The sequence below is a fragment of the Halorhodospira sp. 9622 genome (assembly GCF_022228025.1).
GTDB classification, from domain to species: Bacteria; Pseudomonadota; Gammaproteobacteria; order Nitrococcales; family Halorhodospiraceae; genus Halorhodospira; species Halorhodospira halophila_A.
On sequence record NZ_JAJNRE010000005.1, the window covers coordinates 48058 to 64881 of the forward strand.

Annotated in this window: 16 protein-coding genes and 2 riboswitches; of the genes, 14 read left to right on the forward strand and 2 right to left on the reverse strand. The window is 70.0% G+C overall.

Annotation, left to right across the window (positions count from 1 at the left end):
* Positions 1-2043: a TonB-dependent siderophore receptor gene (locus tag LRG07_RS04230; RefSeq protein ID WP_238641857.1), complete on the reverse strand. Its 2043-nt coding sequence runs from the start codon at positions 2041-2043 to the stop codon at positions 1-3.
* Positions 2044-2197: 154 nt separating this feature from the next.
* A riboswitch (cobalamin riboswitch) is annotated at positions 2198-2440 on the reverse strand.
* Between the two features lie 57 nt (positions 2441-2497).
* Positions 2498-3253, reverse strand: coding sequence for a cobalt-precorrin-6A reductase (locus tag LRG07_RS04235; RefSeq protein ID WP_238641858.1), 756 nt, complete (start codon positions 3251-3253; stop codon positions 2498-2500).
* Between the two features lie 99 nt (positions 3254-3352).
* A riboswitch (cobalamin riboswitch) is annotated at positions 3353-3590 on the forward strand.
* A 133-nt stretch (positions 3591-3723) separates the two neighbouring features.
* Here LRG07_RS04235 and LRG07_RS04240 point away from each other — a divergent pair.
* From LRG07_RS04240 to LRG07_RS04305, 14 genes are all read left to right on the forward strand, one after another.
* Positions 3724-5529 (forward strand): TonB-dependent receptor domain-containing protein, encoded by a 1806-nt coding sequence (locus LRG07_RS04240; RefSeq protein WP_238641859.1) that lies wholly within the window; start codon positions 3724-3726, stop codon positions 5527-5529.
* A gap of 139 nt (positions 5530-5668) precedes the next feature.
* Positions 5669-6238, forward strand: a complete 570-nt coding sequence (locus LRG07_RS04245) for a cob(I)yrinic acid a,c-diamide adenosyltransferase (RefSeq protein WP_201171870.1) — start codon at positions 5669-5671, stop codon at positions 6236-6238.
* A gap of 158 nt (positions 6239-6396) precedes the next feature.
* Entirely contained in the window at positions 6397-6972 is a 576-nt protein-coding gene (locus tag LRG07_RS04250) for a Uma2 family endonuclease (protein ID WP_238641889.1), read from the forward strand.
* 23 nt (positions 6973-6995) lie between these two features.
* On the forward strand, positions 6996-7850 hold the full coding sequence (locus LRG07_RS04255; protein ID WP_238641860.1) for a cobalamin-binding protein: 855 nt from the start codon (positions 6996-6998) through the stop codon (positions 7848-7850).
* Positions 7850-8911 (forward strand): iron ABC transporter permease, encoded by a 1062-nt coding sequence (locus LRG07_RS04260; protein ID WP_238636647.1) that lies wholly within the window; start codon positions 7850-7852, stop codon positions 8909-8911. Before LRG07_RS04255 ends, LRG07_RS04260 begins: the two co-directional genes overlap by 1 nt.
* Before the next feature lie 9 nt (positions 8912-8920).
* Positions 8921-9697, forward strand: a complete 777-nt coding sequence (locus LRG07_RS04265) for an ABC transporter ATP-binding protein (RefSeq protein WP_238636648.1) — start codon at positions 8921-8923, stop codon at positions 9695-9697.
* Positions 9688-10263: a methyltransferase domain-containing protein gene (locus LRG07_RS04270; protein WP_238636649.1), complete on the forward strand. Its 576-nt coding sequence runs from the start codon at positions 9688-9690 to the stop codon at positions 10261-10263. The genes LRG07_RS04265 and LRG07_RS04270 overlap by 10 nt, the downstream gene beginning before the upstream one ends.
* Positions 10260-10970: a VTT domain-containing protein gene (locus tag LRG07_RS04275; protein WP_238636650.1), complete on the forward strand. Its 711-nt coding sequence runs from the start codon at positions 10260-10262 to the stop codon at positions 10968-10970. The genes LRG07_RS04270 and LRG07_RS04275 overlap by 4 nt, the downstream gene beginning before the upstream one ends.
* Before the next feature lie 146 nt (positions 10971-11116).
* Positions 11117-11776: an ABC transporter ATP-binding protein gene (locus tag LRG07_RS04280; RefSeq protein ID WP_370641494.1), complete on the forward strand. Its 660-nt coding sequence runs from the start codon at positions 11117-11119 to the stop codon at positions 11774-11776.
* Positions 11773-14136 (forward strand): FtsX-like permease family protein, encoded by a 2364-nt coding sequence (locus tag LRG07_RS04285; RefSeq protein WP_238641861.1) that lies wholly within the window; start codon positions 11773-11775, stop codon positions 14134-14136. Before LRG07_RS04280 ends, LRG07_RS04285 begins: the two co-directional genes overlap by 4 nt.
* A 2-nt stretch (positions 14137-14138) precedes the next feature.
* Positions 14139-15344 (forward strand): efflux RND transporter periplasmic adaptor subunit, encoded by a 1206-nt coding sequence (locus LRG07_RS04290; RefSeq protein ID WP_238641862.1) that lies wholly within the window; start codon positions 14139-14141, stop codon positions 15342-15344.
* A gap of 171 nt (positions 15345-15515) precedes the next feature.
* Positions 15516-15923 (forward strand): CrcB family protein, encoded by a 408-nt coding sequence (locus LRG07_RS04295; protein WP_238636653.1) that lies wholly within the window; start codon positions 15516-15518, stop codon positions 15921-15923.
* Positions 15920-16327: a CrcB family protein gene (locus tag LRG07_RS04300; protein WP_238641863.1), complete on the forward strand. Its 408-nt coding sequence runs from the start codon at positions 15920-15922 to the stop codon at positions 16325-16327. The genes LRG07_RS04295 and LRG07_RS04300 overlap by 4 nt, the downstream gene beginning before the upstream one ends.
* Before the next feature lie 30 nt (positions 16328-16357).
* Entirely contained in the window at positions 16358-16813 is a 456-nt protein-coding gene (locus tag LRG07_RS04305; RefSeq protein ID WP_201171843.1) for a YaiI/YqxD family protein, read from the forward strand.
* The last annotated feature ends 11 nt before the right edge of the window (positions 16814-16824 follow it).

The following is a 16824-nucleotide window of genomic DNA, read 5'->3' on the forward strand; positions in this document are numbered from 1 at the left end:
CTAGAAATCATACCGCACCCCCGCACGGGCGAAGCGCCCCGGGTCGGCTCGTAGGGAGGAGTCGTTGCCCTCATCGAGCAGATTCTCGATACCGCCCTGGAGCCTGAGCCCATCCCAGGCCGCGGGCGCATAGCCGACGTCGAGGCTCGTGAGGGTGTAGGCGCTGTCCCAGTCGTCCCGAGCGCGGACCTCATCCACGTAACGGGTCCGCAGCTGGAGCTCCAGTGGGTCCGTCGGGGTCCACAAGGCCTTCGCCACCGCCGTCCATTCAGGGGTATCGGGAAGGGTCTCCCGACTGTCGCGGTCGATGGCGTCGAGGTAGGTGGCCGCCAGGCTCAGCTCCAGTTGCGGGTCGAAGGCGACGCCGAACTGGAGTTCGGTTCCCTGGGTCCGAGCGTCCTCGACGTTTCTGAATGTTCTGTACTGATTTGTCTCGGGAACCTGGGAGATGCGGTCGTCGTACTCGGTGTAGAAGAGTCCAACGTCGTAGAACGCTGTGATATCCCCTTGTAGATCCAGGTCGCCCGCGATGCCGACCTCGAAGTTGCGGCTGCTTTCCGCGGCGAGTTCATGGGGCTCCTTGTCCACGCTGGGTTCGGTGACATGTGCGCCGAGGACGCGGTCCCCCCGGGGGTTCCGTGCGTCAATATGCAATTGCCTCAGGTCCGGCATTTTGAACCCTTCCGCGTAATGGGCTCGCAGCCTGGCCGACGGGGCGAGGCGGTACTCGGCGCCGGCCTGAAGGGAAGTGCCGCTGTCGTCTTCCGAGGTCTCGTCGTGACGCGCGCCGTAGATCAGCTGAAGGCGGTCCGTGATCTGCCAGTCATGCTGCACGAAGGGGCTTGCGATCCACTGTTCCTCGCGAGGCTCGTCGTCAGGAACGCGGTTTTTATCAACCTGCTGCTGGTGTTCGAATCCGGTTGTCACTGTGTGGCGACTCATAGGTTGCCACTGTGCCTTCAACTCATTGACACGTAGGATGTTCTTCGGCTCTCGCGGCGCGAACTCGCTGTCTTCGGCAGAGTCAAATCCGAAGGCCTCAGGATCAAGGAATGCGTTGGCCCGCTCCATCTCCCGTCGACTCTCGTAGATCTGGTAGCGCAACTGAAGGGTTTCGGTGGGTAGCCACTCCGCTTTGGCTGCCAAGTCACGCCGCTGGGTCTCTGAGGTTTGCTCGACGGCAAATTGCCTTGCGGTACCTCCATCCCCGGTTTCCGTTGGCGGCCTGTGGACGTAGCGCTCTTGGCGCTCCTCGCGCATGAACGCGGCTTCCAGGTCGATATGGAAATCCTCTGTGAACCAGTGGGTGAGGCCGGCACGGAGGTTGTAAACGTCGGCCGAAGGGCGGAGGTCCCGATCAAAGGTCTGAGGGGATACAGCATCGCCATTCACAGTTGGTCGGGAGGTGGTTTCCTCTGAGTGCGCCCTCTGCTCCACGGCATCAGCGAAGAGCCTGAAGCGCGTATCCTGCGTGCCGCCGCCCAGGTAGGCAGCCCCTTGGTGCCGCTCGCCGCCATCGGCATCTGTCGGAGCGCCGGTCTGTAGTTCTACACCTCCTTCCAGACCCGGTTCGGGACGGCGAGTAATGACATTGATCACGCCAGCCAAGGCATCAGAGCCGTAAGTGGCGCTTCCTGGTCCTTTGACGATCTCGATGCGCTCGACATGACTGACAGGGATGCGGTCCAAGACATTTCTGGTGTGTACGAGAAGTCTTCGACCATCAACGAGGTAGAGTGTCTCACTGCGGTTCCCACCTCGAATGGAGGTGCTGCTTCCGTCCGCCGCGACCGAGATGCTGGACTCCGACCGCAGCGCCTCCCCGAGTGTGGCAGCACCGCTGCGCTGGAGCTGCTCCGCCGTAAGGATCTCCGTCGCCGCTGGGGTATGTTCGACCTGGCGCTCGGTGCGCGTGGCTGCAGTGACCGTCAGGTCGGGCAGGAGGGTGGGGGCCTCTTCGGTGGCGTGGACCTGGGGGGCTGCCATCAGGGGCAGCGCTGCGGCGCTCATCAACGCCCGAGTGACGGGCTTTCCTTTAGCCATGCTGACTCCTTCACGCACCGCCCGTGCGCGATTGCTCGTGAATGCCTACCGCGGGGAGTCAGCGAATCGGGGATCGAGTTGCGTGCAGCCTGGCACGGCTAATGGCTAATCGCCGTGAGCACTGGAACCCGGTCCCGGCACGCCGCCTCCCGCGGTCTTCCGGTTGGCCATGGGCCGGTCTCCGGGCTTGTGGGTGGGGTCGATGACCCCGGGCAGATCGCCTTCCCGCAGGGCCCGCCGCAGAACGACGTTGCCTTGCAGTGGCCTAGTGATCCGCCCCCCACCTACCGTTGCGGGGGCAGCGCCGGACTCGCCGCTGGGTGCGGCTGGACCGGTCTTCCCGTTTAACCCGCGAGGCGCAGCGTCCTCGGCGGGCACCCAATAGCGCGAAGGACGTTAGCAGCCGCCCCTGGATCTGTAAACGTCCACTCATCCATGGAAAGAGTGATGGTTGTCAGGCCTGCCGCTTTTGGCGAAGCCACGCCAGCGCCTGCTCGACGTCGATGGCCACCTCCGCCTCCGGCGGGTCCGGCGGGCGCTCGACGATCACGATGCGGACTCCGCAGTCCCGGGCCGCATCGAGTTTGCTGCGGGTGGCGGCCCCGCCGGCGTTCTTGGTGACCAGGGTGTCGATGCCGTGCTCGCGGAGCAGGTGGCACTCGTCGGCGTAGTGGAACGGCCCGCGCTGGAAGAGGATCCGGGCTCCGGGCGGCACCCGCTCCGGCGGCTCCAGGCAGCGGATCCAGTAGTGGTGGTGGGGCGCGGCGCAGAAGGCCGGGACCTCCTGATTGCCGATGGTCAGCAGCACCCGGCCCGGCTGCGGACCCAGCGCTTGGGCGGCGGCGGCCATATCGGCCACCCGGTGCCACTGCTCGTCCGGCCCCGGTTGCCACGCTGGTCGACGCACTGCCAGCAGGGTTGTCCCCGTTTGCCGGGCGGCCGCCGCCGCGTTGGCCGATATGCCGGCGGCGAAGGGGTGGGTGGCATCGACCAGGCAGTGCACACCGTGCTGGCGCAGGTACCCGGCCAGTCCGGCAACGCCCCCGAATCCGCCGCGACGGACCGGCAAGCGGGGCAGGCGGGGGCGGCGAGTCACCCCGGCCACCGAATAGACCGCGGCGATCCCGGGCTCCTGCTCCAGCGCCTGGCCCAGTGCCAGCGCCTCGCCGGTACCGCCAAGGAGCAGGACACGCAGCGGCTCAGGCGCCATGGCGGGCCGGGGCAGTGGTCTGTGCCAGTCGGTGGCGGTGCATCACGTCTCCTTTGGACGTCGGGGTGCGGCGGTTTGACGGCGGGGCCCAGGCTGCCTAGAGTACCAAGCTCCTCAGGTGCCCCGCGCGAGCAGCGGCGGGGTGAAACGGGAAGACCGGTTCAGCCGCACCTAGCGGCGAGTCCGGCGCTGCCCCCGCAACGGTAGGTGGGGGGCGGATCACAAAGCCACTGCAAGGCGCCGTCGTTCGGCGGCGGGCCCTGCGGGAAGGCGATTCGCCCGGGGTCACCGACCCCACCCACGAGCCCGGAGACCGGCCTGAGGGAACCCAGGTGCCGCGGGAGGCGGCAGACCGGGGCAGGCCTCCGTTTGCCGGGCGCAAGCGCGATCCCTCCCCCCATTTCTGTCCTCCTCCCTGCGGTGGAACCGAACCGACGCGCGTGCGGGTGGCGCGCGGAAGGGAGGAAAATATGTCCAGCAACACCACCAGCCGGGTCGCCGCGGGCGTGGCGGCCGGCCTGATCGTGAGCAGCGTCCCGGCCATGGCCGATACCGACGGCGAGTCGGCGCAACTTGCCCCCCTCGTGGTCACGCCAACCCGAATGACCCAGACCGTCGACGAATCCCTGTCCTCCGTCTCCGTGATTGACCGCGACGAGATCGACCGCCAGCAGCCGCGGCAGGTCTCGGACCTGCTGCAGGGGCGGGCGGGGACGAGCCTGACGACGAACGGTCCCTTCGGGAAAAACACCAGTCTTTTCATGCGCGGCACCAACCCGGACCACACCCTGCTGCTGGTCGATGGGGTGCCGATGAATTCGGCAACACTTGGCGGGGCAGCGTGGCAGTATCTGCCCCCGGCCGAGATCGACCGCATCGAGGTGGTGCGTGGGCCGAGAACCAGTGTCTACGGCGCCGATGCCATCGGCGGCGTGGTGCAGATCTTCACCCGCGAGGGGGAGGAGGGGCCGCCGCGCTTCCGCGCCTTCGGCGGCGCCGGCTCATTCAATACCCATGAATTCGGCGTGGGCGTCTCCGGCGGGACCGCGGCGAGCCGCTACGCGCTCTCGGCCAGCCACTACGAGACGGACGGAATCAACGTTCTCGACGAAACGGGGGATGAAGACCCGGACGGCTTTGAAAATACCAGCTTCAGCGGCCGTTTCAGCCATCGGTTGAACGGTGGTGCTGAACTCTTCGCGACGGGCATGCGCTCGCAAGGCGAGACCGAATTCGATGCGAACGATGGTGAAGAGGACTGGACAGACCACGTCTTCCAGGCTCTCCGTGGCGGTGTCCGCGGGGACCTAACCGACCGATGGTTTAGCGAGCTGGCGGTCTCCCAGGCGAAGGACGAGCAGGATACCTTCGACAGTAGTGGCGGTGAGTACTGGTATTACACCGAGCGCCATGAGGTGAGTTGGCGGAACGAGCTGTATTGGGGCGCCGGGCACGTCTGGGCCTTCGGCGGGGACTGGCGAGATGAGGAAGTCGACACCGCCGAAGATTATGACGAGACCAGTCGCTACAACGCCGGCGCCTATACCCAGCTGGAGCTGGACTTGAGCCGCCATGATCTCGGCAGTAGTCTGCGCTACGACGACAACGAGGCCTACGGCGACAACGTGACCGGTCAGGTCGCCTGGGGGGTCGATGTGACGGATCGACTCCGGCTCCGTTCGAGTTATGGGACAGCCTTCAAGGCGCCGACGTTTAACGATCTCTATTTCCCGGGTTTTGGCAATCCGGATCTGGAGCCGGAGACCTCGGAGTCCTTTGAAATCGGGGCTCGCCAGGCAGGCCGATACTCTTACTGGGATCTCGCCGTTTTTCAGACTGATATCGACGATCTGATCTCGGGGTGGCCTCCTGTCAACGTCAATGAGGCCCGCATCCGCGGCGCCGAGCTGGAGGCGGGTGCCCACTGGCAGGAATGGCAGATCTCCGGCGCCTTCACCTACCTCGATCACGAAGACCGGGAGACGGGTGACGAGCTTGCCCGGCGCCCCAACGAGTCACTCCGCCTGGACTTGGATCGACAGCTTGGCGACTTCTCAGTTGGCGCGACCGGCATTGCACGTGGCCGGAGTTTTGATCGTGGGGAAAGGGTCTCCGGCTACGGCCTCCTGAACCTGCGCACCAGCTACGCCATCACCCCGGAGTGGACCCTGCGCGGGACGCTGGAAAACGCCCTGGACAAGGACTACGAGACCGCGGATGGCTACAACCAACCGGGCCGGGCGGTCTTCGTCTCTCTGCACTTCAATCAGCACTAACCGGGGCGTGTCGATAGAGGGAATGCATCGACGCAGACCCCGATTCGCGGCGCACCCGCACGGGGCGTAGGGTGCCGCAGGGCACCGGGCGCGTTACTGTGCGGGTGCCCCGCCCCGCTAGAGGAGTAGGAAGGAAACCATGGGAAACCGACTTTCCAAGATCGCCACCTGCACCGGTGATGAGGGCCGCACGGGCCTCGGTGACGGGTCGCGGGTGGACAAGGACAGCCACCGCGTCGAGGCCTTCGGCGAGGTGGATGAGCTCAACAGCTTCCTGGGGCGCCTGCTGGCCCACGAGCTGCCCGAGGACGTGGCCCCGGTGCTGGCACAGGTCCAGCACGAGCTCTTCGACCTGGGCGCCGAGCTGGCCGTGCCCGGCCACAAGGCGTTCCCCGAGGGGGCCGTGGATCGCCTGGATGCGGCGCTGTCCTACTTCAATGACTCGCTGCCGTATCTCAAGGAGTTCATCCTCCCCGGTGGCGGCCGGGCCACGGCGGATTGCCACGTCGCCCGGGCGGTTTGCCGGCGTGCGGAACGCAAGGTCGTGGCCCTGAGCCACCACGAGGCGGTGCGGCCCGAGTCCATGGCCTACCTCAACCGCCTCTCCGACCTGCTCTTCGTCGTCGCCCGGGTCCTCTCCCGCTACGAGAACGGCGGCGAGGTGCTCTGGCGCCCGGCCGGTCAGCGGGCGGCGGATGAGAGCGCGTAAAGTGTCGATGGTGGGCGCGACGGTAGGGTGGACACACGTGATGGCAGCAGGGTGCGTGGTGCGCCGGCTGGCGGTGCGGCTCTGCCGGCTGAAGAGCGTCGGGCAGGCGTGGCGGCACTGGTACACTGGCGATGACTGTGTATCCCGAGGTTCCAGCCATGGCCGATCCGCAGCCAACCGGGATGACCGCCGAGGCGTACCTTGCCTGGGAGGCGGAGCAGCCCCTCAAGCACGAGTTTGTGGCGGGAGAGATCTTCGCCGTGGGTGGGGCTTCGGACCGGCACGTGACCGTGACGCTCAATGTGGCCAGCGCGCTGCGCCAGCAGCTGCGCGGGGGGCCATGCCGTACGTTCATGGCCGACATGAGGGTCCGGGTGGAGGCGGCCGACGCCTTCTTCTATCCGGATGTGCTGGTCACCTGCGATCCGACCGATCATCAGCGCTCCGAACACAAGGAGGCGCCGTGCCTCGTGGTGGAGGTGCTGTCCCCCTCCACGGCGGCCTACGACCGGGGCGCCAAGTTTGCCGCCTACCGCAAGCTCCCCTCGCTGCGGGAGTATCTGCTCATCGACCCGGAGATCGGGAGCCTGGAACTCTACCGCTCGGACGGTCAGGGCCACTGGGTGTTGTACCCGCACGAGGCTCACGAGGAAGTGGTGCTGGCCAGCCTGGAAGCGCGACTCGTCGGGGCCGAGGTCTTCGAGGACGCCCCGCCGGGGCCCGAGCCGCGCTAGGGGGCATCGCAGCCGGGTTCCTGGTGTCGCTGGCGGCGTGGGCGCCGGTGCACGCCGGCGAGCGCTGTGTGGAGGACGACGCTGGCCACGAGGTCTGCCTGGAGGCCCCGGCGCAGCGGATTGTGGCGCTGTCGCCTGGGGCGACGGAGCTGCTCTTCGCCGCCGGCGCCGGCGATCATGTGGTGGCTGCGGTCAGCCACGCCGACTACCCGGAGGAGGCCGCCGATCTGCCTCGGGTGGGCAGCTACGACCGGCTCGATATGGAGTCGATCCTCGCCCATGAGCCGGATCTGGTCATCGGCTGGACCAGCGGCAACTCCAGCAGCCAGCTCGAACGCATCGAGTCGCTGGGCGTGCCGCTCTACCGCAGCGATCCCCGGCAGCTTGAGGAGATCGCCACCTCCCTGGAACGGCTCGGGGCCCTGGCCGGCAGCGAGGAGACCGCGGAGGCCGAGGCGGCCCGTTTCCGTGACGCGGTGACGGAACTCGAGGCCGAGTACGCCGGCCGCGACCCGGTGCGCGTCTTTTACCAGATCTGGCCGGACCCGGTGATGACCATCAACGACGAGCAGATCATCAGTGAGTCGATCCGCATCTGCGGCGGCGAGAACGTCTTCGGCGATCTCGGCAGCCTGACCCCGCGGCTGGATACCGAGTCCGTCCTCGAGGCCGACCCGGAGGCGATTGTCGCCGGCGGGATGGGCGAGGCCGACGACGCCTGGCTGGACGAGTGGCGGCGCTACGACGTCCTGGAGGCCACCGCCAGGGACAACCTCTTCTTCGTCCAGCCCTCGACGATCCAGCGCCCGACGCCGCGCATCCTCGAGGGGACGCGGGCGCTGTGTGACAAGCTCGAGCAGGCCCGGCGCAATCGCTGATGGGGATTGGGCGCACAGCCGATCAGCGGGGCCGCTCCGGCGCCGTGAGCGAGGAGGGCGGGGCGCTGGCCCAGTCGAGTGGGGTTGGATCGCCGGTGCGCTTCCTTTTGCCCCTGGGCGTGCTGGCGCTGGCAGCACTGCTGGCGGTGGCCACGGCGGTGGCCATCGGCAGCGTGCCCCTGACCCCGGGCGAAGTCCTCGCGGTCCTGGCCGGCAGCGGCGAGCCGCTGCACCAGACCCTGGTCCTGGAGCTGCGCCTGCCGCGAGCCCTGGCCGCTTTCGCCGTCGGCGGGCTGCTGGCCGTGGCTGGGGCGCTGATGCAGGTGCTGCTGCGCAACCCGCTGGCCGATCCCTACGTGCTCGGGCTCTCTGGCGGGGCCGCCGTGGGCGCCCTGGCGGCGATGCTCCTCGGGCTGGGCATGGCCCTGGTCTCCGGGGCGGCCTTCGTCGGGGCGCTCTTCTCGACCCTGCTGGTCTTCGGCCTGGCCCACGGCACCGGCAGCTGGACGCCGACCCGGCTGCTGCTCACCGGCGTGGTGGTGGCCTCCGGCTGGGGGGCGCTTGTCACCTTCATGCTCGCCGTCGGGCCCACCGAGCAGCTGCCCGGCATGCTCTACTGGCTCATGGGCGATCTGGCCTACGCCCGCAGCCCGTGGCTCGCCTTGGCCGCCCTGGCCGTGGCCGTGTTGGTGGCGCTGCCGCTCGGGCGCAGCCTCAACGTCCTCGCCCGCGGGCCTCTGCAGGCGGCGGCGCTCGGCGTCGCCGTGCGGCCATTGGAGTGGGCGGTCTATGTGGCGGCCAGCGTGCTCACTGCCGTCGCCGTGACCACTGCCGGGAGCATCGGCTTCGTCGGGCTGGTGGTCCCGCACATGCTGCGCCTGGTGCTGGGCAACGACCAGCGGCTGATCCTGCCCGCCGCGGCGCTGGCCGGCGGGGCGCTGCTGGCGCTGGCCGATGTCTTCGCGCGCACGCTCATCGCCCCGGAGCAGCTTCCGGTGGGCGTGATCACGGCGATGCTCGGCGTGCCGCTGTTCCTCTACCTGCTGCACCGCAGTCGTTAGGGGGGAAGCATGCTCCAGGCCCAGGATCTGATCATCGACATCCCCGAGCGGCCCGATGGCTATCCGCTCAACCTCACCATCGAGCCCGGGGAGATCTGGGGCGTGCTCGGGCCCAACGGCGCGGGCAAGACGACGCTGCTGCACACCCTGGCCGGGCTGCGCGCGCCCCGTGCCGGTGCGGTCGAGCTCGACGGCGCCAGCCTGCGCCGCTGGCGGCGCAAGGCGCTGGCCCGGCGCCTGGGGGTGGTCTTCCAGGAGCGCCACGACGGCTTCCCGGCCTCGGTGCTGGAGACCGCGCTCATCGGTCGCCACCCCTACCTGACGCCGTGGGATCTGGAGACCGCCGAGGATCTGGCCTGCGCCCGGCAGGCGCTGGAGCGGCTGGAGCTCGGCGGGCTCGAGGAGCGGCTGGTCAGCACCCTCTCCGGCGGCGAGCGTCAGCGCCTGGCGATGGCTACCGTGCTGGCCCAGGACCCGGCGGTCTGGCTGGCCGACGAGCCCACCAACCACCTGGACCTGCGCCATCAGGTGGCCGTCATGGATCTGCTGGCCGGCCAGGCGCGGGAAGGGCGCGGTGTCTTCCTCTGCCTGCACGACATCAACCTGGCGGCGCGCTGGTGTACCCACATCCTGCTGCTCTACCCCAACGGCGATGCCTGCTGGGGGCCCGCCGAGGTGATGCTCGTCACCGAGGCGCTGGAGGCGCTGTACGGCCAGCGGCTGGTCGCCGCCGAGGCCGACGGGGCCCGCGTCTTCGTGCCCGCAGGCGGCGTGCCGTGCGGCTGATCGCCCCCGGCGTCGCCGCCCTGGAGCGCTGGAGCGCGCGCTGGCCGCTCCTCTTCCACCTCTACGCCTGGCCGTACCGCCGGCTGGTGGCCCGGGAGCTGCGCCTGGCCGGGGTCGTGCCCGGCGAGCGGCTGCTGCATGTAGGCTGCGGGGCGCTGCCGTTCACTGCGGTGCTGGCCGCGCGTCTGGGCGGGGCTCGGGTGATCGCCGTGGATCACTCCGCCGCCGCCGTGGCCGGGGCACAGTCGGTGGTGGCGCACCTGGGCCTCCTCGGTGAGGGACCGGGGCGCGTCCGGGTCCTCTGTGCCGATGCGGCGGCCGACGCCCTGCCCGAGGTGGATGTGGCGCTGATCGCCCTGCAGGCTTGCCCGCGGACGTCGATCCTTGCCAACATCCGCCGCCAGCGTGCGCCGGCCCGTATCCTCTTTCGCCTGCCGCGGCCCGGGCTGGAGGGCCAGTACGGGGCTGCGCCGGACGGCGAGAAGGCGGCCGGGAGCTGCCGGCACGGGATGCCGACCTTCGACCGCACCGCGCTCTATCTCCATCGGCCACCGGAAACGACGTGAGCGGAGCCACTCTCAGCTGGACGACCCTCGGTGCCCGCGCCGCGCTCGCGGCCCTGGTGCTGACCCTGCTCGGCGCCTTGCTGGCCGGCAGCGCGCCGGAGTGGGCGTGGGTGCACGGCCAGCTGCAACAGCTGCGGCAGGTGGCCGAGTCGCAGCCGGTGCAGGCGGCGCTCGTCTTCCTGTCGCTGCGCTTTCTCTTCTCGGTGGTCTCAGTCCCCGGAAGCGGGGTGCTGACCGTCGCCGGTGGGGTGATGTTCGGCTTCTGGGCCGGTCTGGCGCTGGTCCTGGTGGCGGTGAGCACCGGCGCGCTGGCGATCTTCCTGCTCACCCGCTACGCCCTCCACGACGCGGTACGCCGCCGATTCCCGGAAGCGCTGCGGCGCGTCGACCGCCACTGTGCCGACCACGGTCCGAGCGCGCTGTTTTTGCTGCGCATCGCCGAGCCGTTTCCTACCTTCTTGATCAACGCGCTCTTCGCGCTGACGCGGATGCCGGCGCGGACCTACTTCTGGGTCAGCCTGCTGGGGATGTTCCCGGGCGTGGCCATCCTCACCAATGCCGGCGCGCAGCTGGAGGCGGTCCACACCCCGGCGGAGCTGATGAGCACCGGGATGATCGCCTCGCTGGTGGCCCTCGGCGCCATCCCGTTGCTCTCCAGCCTCGCCGCCGCCCGGCTTCGGGCGGATCGGCGCCGGCGCGGCGACTGAGCGCCACGGGGGGCCATGCCCCGGGCATCGGCCGTGGCCGCCGCGGACCGCCTAGAATAGGGGGAACCGCTGCCCGGTCATCGTGAGGCGCCCCGTTGCCCGCCCAGGAAGTCTTCCGCGCCGAGGGCATCACCAAGGTCTATCGCATGGGCGAGGTGGCCGTGCACGCCCTGCGCGGGGTGGACCTGGTCCTCTACGCCGGGGAGCTGGTGGTGCTGCTCGGGCCCTCGGGCAGTGGCAAGTCGACCCTACTCAACATCCTCGGCGGGCTCGATACGCCCACCAGCGGTCGTGTCATCGTCCAGGGGCGCGATCTCACCCGGGCCGGGGAGGCGGAGCTGACCGCCTTTCGCCGCCACTTCGTCGGCTTCGTCTTCCAGTTCTACAACCTGATCCCCAGTCTGACCGCCCGCGAGAACGTGGCCATCGTCACCGAGATCGCCCGCGACCCCATGCCCCCCGAGGAGGCGCTGGCGCTGGTCGGGCTGGGCAGCCGACTGGACCACTTCCCCTCGCAGCTCTCCGGCGGCGAGCAGCAGCGGGTGGCCATCGCCCGCGCCGTGGCCAAGCGCCCCCAGGTCCTGCTCTGCGACGAGCCCACCGGCGCCCTGGACTCGAAGACCGGGGTGGCGGTGCTCGAGGTCCTCGAGCGCATCAATGCGGAGCTGGGCACTACCACCGCGCTGATCACCCACAACGCGGACATCGCCTCCATGGCCCACCGGGTAGTGGACTTCAAGGACGGGCTGATCGACTCGGTGCACATCAATGACCAGCGGCGCCGGGCGGCGGAGCTGGTCTGGTGAGCGCGCTCACCCGCAAGCTGCTGCGCGAGCTGGTGACCCTGCGCGGGCAGGTGATCGCCATCGCCGTGGTCATCGCCGGCGGCGTGGCGACGCTGATGATGTTCCTCACCGCGCTCTTTGCCCTGACCGAGACCCGCGACGCCTTCTACCAGGAGTACCGCTTCGCCGATCTCTTCGCTAGCGCCGAGCGGGCCCCCCGGGGCCTGGTGACGGAGATCGAACGGATCGACGGCGTCCAGCGCGTGGAGGACCGCGTGGTCACCGCGGCCAACCTGGACGTCCCCGGCTACGACAACCCGGTGACCGGGCGCATCCTCTCGCTGCCCGAGGGTCGGCAGCCGGACATGAACCGCCTCCACCTGCGCCAGGGGCGGCTGCCGGAGCCGGACCGCGAGGCCGAGGTGGTGGTCAGTGACGCCTTCGCCGAGGCCCATGGGCTGCGTCCCGGCGATGATCTGGCGGCGATCATCCGCGGCCGCTACCAGCGCCTGGAGGTGGTCGGCGTGGCGGTATCGCCGGAGTTCATCTACCAGATCCGCCCGGGCGAGATCCTCCCCGACTACGAGCGCTACGGCATCCTGTGGATGAATCGCCGGGCCCTGGCCGCGGCCTACGACATGGACGGGGCCTTCAACGACCTGCTTCTCACCCTGCAGCACGGCGCCCGGCCCGGTGACGTCATCGAGGCCGTGGACCGCCTACTGGAGCCCTGGGGCGGGCGCGGCGCCCACGACCGGGGGGATCAGCTCTCCCACGCTCTGCTCGAGGACGAGCTGACCCAGCTGGCCAACCTGGCCTACGTGATCCCGGCGATCTTCCTCGGTGTGGCCGCCTTCCTGCTCAATGTGGTGGTCAGCCGCTTGGTGGCCACGCAGCGCGAGATCATCGGCGCCCTGAAGGCCTTCGGCTACTCGCGGCTGGCCATCGCCGGGCACTACGTCCGGCTGGTGCTGCTCATCGTCGTGCTCGGGGTGCTCGCCGGCGTGGCCGCGGGGTACTGGCTGGGGGTGCAGCTGGCCGAGATCTACGCCGGCTTCTTCCGCTTCCCCTTCCTCGAGTTTCGGCTCCAGCCGCCGGTGGTCGCCATCGCCGCGGCGGTGACCACGCTCTCGGCGCTGCTCGGGACGTGGCTGGCGGTCCGCCGTGCCGCCCGCCTGCCGCCGGCCGAGGCGATGCGCCCGGAGCCGCCGCCGACCTATCGGCCTACACTGATCGAGCGCCTTGGGCTGCAGCGCTGGTTCAGCCAGCCGACGCGGATGATCCTGCGCGGTCTCGAGCGCCGTCCCCTGCGCGCCGGGCTGGCCACCGTGGGGATCGCCCTGGCCGTGGCGATCCTGATGATCGGCCCGTATCAGCGCAACGCGCTCAACACCATGATCGACGTCCAGTTCAACCTGGTTCAGCGCGATGACGTGACGGTCTCCTTCTACGAGCCGACCTCGCGCAAGGTGATCCACGAGCTTGCCGGGTTGCCCGGTGTCGATCGCGCCGAGCCGTTTCGCCAGGTGGCGGCGGAGGTCGCCTTCGGACACCGCAGCCACCGCATGGCGGTGCTGGGCCTGGAGCCGGATGCGGACCTGCGGCGGCTGCTCGATACCGACCTGCGTACGGTGCCGCTGCCGGGGGAGGGGGTGCTGCTGACGGATTACCTGGCCGAACAGCTGCAGGTCGGGCCCGGGGATACGCTGGAGATCCGCGTGCTCGAGGGGCGGCAGCAGACGCTGGAGGTCCCGGTCAGCGGGGTGATCGCCGAGTACCTGGGGGTGTCGGTCTACATGGAGCTGGACGCACTCAATCGGCTCCTCGGCGAGGGCGAGGCGATCTCCGGGGCCTGGCTGGGTCTTGCCGGGCAGGAGCGCGGCCCCCTGCTGCGCGAGCTCGACCGCCGCCCGCGGGTGGCCGGGGCCACCGAGGCCGATGCCGCCATGCGCAACTTCGAGGAGAACGTGGCCGGCACGATGATGGCCACCGCGGCGATGACCACGCTGCTCGCCGGTGCCATCGCCTTCGGGGTCGTCTACAACAACGCCCGGATCGCACTGGCCGAGCGCGGGCGCGAGCTGGCCAGCCTGCGGGTGCTCGGCTTCACCCGGCGCGAGATCGCCTATCTGCTCCTCGGCGAGCAGGCGGTGCTGATCGCCGCCGCCCTGCCCATCGGGTTCGTGATCGGCCACTACCTCTACGCCATCATCGTCCAGGCGGCGGAGTCGGAGCTCTACCGGGTCCCCATGATCCCGTCGGTGGCCGGCATGGCGTTGGCTACCCTGGTCCTGCTCGGCGTCGCCGCTCTCTCGGCCTGGGTGGTGCGGCGCCGGCTGGATCGCCTGGACATGGTCGAGGCCCTGAAATCGAGGGAGTAGGGATGCAGCCACGCTGGAAATCGGTCATCGCATGGACCCTGGCCGGGGTCGCGGTCATCGGCCTGCTGGTCCTGGTGATGCGGCCGGCGCCGATCCTCGTGGATACCGAGGCGGTCAGCCGCGGCGCCCTGGAGGTCACCCTGGAGGAGGAGGGCAAGACCCGCGTGGCCGATCGCTATCTCCTCTCCGCCCCGGCAACGGCCCAGGCCCGGCGGGTCACTCCCGAGCCCGGGGATCGGGTCGAGGCCGGGCAGGTCCTCGCCACCCTCGACCCGATGGCCGTCCCGGTGCTCGACGCGCGGGCCCGGGAGCAGGCCCGGGCCCAGCTGGAGGCCGCGCGCTCGGCGCTGGAGGCGGCCCGCGAGGAGGCCGAGGCGGCCCGGGCGACGGCGGAATCGGCGGCCGATGAGTACCGCCGTCTAGCGACCCTGGGCGAGGAGGGGGCGGTCTCGGAGCGGAGCGTGGAGCGGGCCGACGCCGAGCGCCGGCAGACCCAGGCGGCCTGGCGCTCGGCGCAGTTCCGGGTGGCCAGCGCCGAGGCCCAGCGGGATCAGGCCCAGGCGGTTCTGCGCTGGGAGGGGGAGGAGGCCCTGGACGCCGGCGCTGCCGAGCCGATCCGTCTGCGTGCCCCCATCGACGGCGTGATCCTCCAGCGCCACTTCGAGAGCGCCCGGGTGGTGCAGCCCGGTGATCCGATCCTGGAACTGGCCGATCTCAGCCGGCTGGAGGTGGAGGTCGAGGTGCGCTCGGCGGATGCGGTGCGCATCGCCCCCGGCATGCCGGTGCGCCTGGAACGCTGGGGCGAGGCCGAGCCCCTGGAGGCCGTGGTCCGCCGGGTGGAGCCCTACGGCTTCGAGTACATCACCGCCCTCGGCGTGGAGGAGCGGCGGGTGCGGGTCATCGCCGATCTCGCCTCGCCCCGGCAGGCGTGGGCGCGCCTTGGCGATGGCTACCGGGTCAACGCGGTCTTCGTGCTCTGGTCGGCGGAGGATGTGCTCCGCGTGCCGACCAGCGCCCTGTTCCGCCACGACGACGGCTGGGCGGTCTTCGTGGTCGAGCAGGGCCGGGCGCGGTTGCAGCCGGTGACCATCGGCGAACGCGGTGCCCGTCTGACCCGGGTCCACTCGGGCCTTGAGGCCGGCGTCGAGGTGGTGGTGCACCCGCCCCGGGAGCTGGCCGACGGAGGGCGGCTGAGCGTGCGCCGCTGACCGGGCCGCCAGGGCGCAGCGGCGTTGTCCGGCCCTGGCCGCGGCGTATAGCCTAGTCCGACTTAGCGAATACCGGTGTGCGATGAAACAGGTCAACATTCATGAGGCCAAGTCCCAGCTCTTGAGCGGATCCGCCAGTACGGGATTCGCACCCTGAGGGCGGCCTGAGCCATGGCATCCTCGGCAGGTATGGCCGGTGCGCTGGCGGTGGCCGTGGGCAGTGCCCTCGGCGGGGTGGGCCGTTTCTGGGTGGCGGCGGCCGTCAACCGGCGCCTGGGCGAGGCCTTCCCCTGGGGGACGCTGGTGGTCAACGTCACCGGGGCGCTGCTTGCCGGGGTGCTGGCCGCTGTGCTCGCCGCCACGGCCGGCGGATTCGCCACGCTGGAGAGGCTGCTGCTGATCGGCTTCTGCGGCAGCTACACCACGGTCTCCTCCTTCGCCCTGCAGACCTACACCCTCGCCCGGACGGGTAGCGGAGTCCGGGCCGTGGGGAACATCGCCGCCACCCTGGCGCTGACCCTGGCGGGCGCCTGGATCGGGTTGCAGGCGGGGGCGTGGATCGCCGGAGGCGGCTCATGAGGATCACCCTCTGGGTCGCCGCCGGCAGTGCCCTCGGCGGGCTGAGCCGTTACGGCGTGGACCGGTTGATGCACGTGGCCGGCTGGGTGGCCTTCCCTGGGGGGGACCTGCTGGTGAACACCCTCGGCTCGCTGCTCATCGGTGCCGTGGCGGCCTGGGCGGCGGCGGATCCGGCGGAGCGGACGCTGCCCACCCACTGGCGGCAGTTCGCCGTGAACGGCTTCTGCGGCGGGTTCACCACGTTCTCCATCTTCAACCTGGAGACGCTGACCCTCCTCGAGCGGGCGCCCGCTCTTGCCGGCGCCAATGTGCTGGCCACCACGGTCCTCTGCCTGGCGGCGGTGGCGATCGGTTACGCTGGAGTGGCGCGGTGGCTCCAGGCTCGATGGCCGGCCGCCTCCTGAGACCGATACGGAACCTGCCTGGAGGACACTGTGAAGATCTGGGTCGATGCGGATGCCTGCCCGGGCGCGATCAAGGAGATCCTCTTTCGCGCCGCCCAGCGCACGGAAGTGCCGTTGACGCTGGTGGCCAACCACCCGATCCGGGTGCCGCCGTGCAAGCATATCCGCGCCGTCCAGGTGGCGCCCGGCTTTGACGTCGCCGATCATGAGATCGTCCGCCAGGTGGCAGCGGGGGATCTGGTCATCACCGGCGACATCCCGCTGGCCGCCGAGGTCATCGAGGCCGGCGCCCAGGCGCTCAACCCCCGTGGCGAACTCTACACGCCCGCCACCATCCGGGAGCGCCTGAATATGCGTGATTTCATGGATACTATGCGCGCCAGCGGGGTGGAGACCGGTGGGGCGGCGGCGCTGAGCCAGCGTGACCGCCAGGCCTTCGCCAACCAACTCGACCGGATTCTGGCCCGCCGCGGGACGGACGGGTAGCCGGGCGCGCC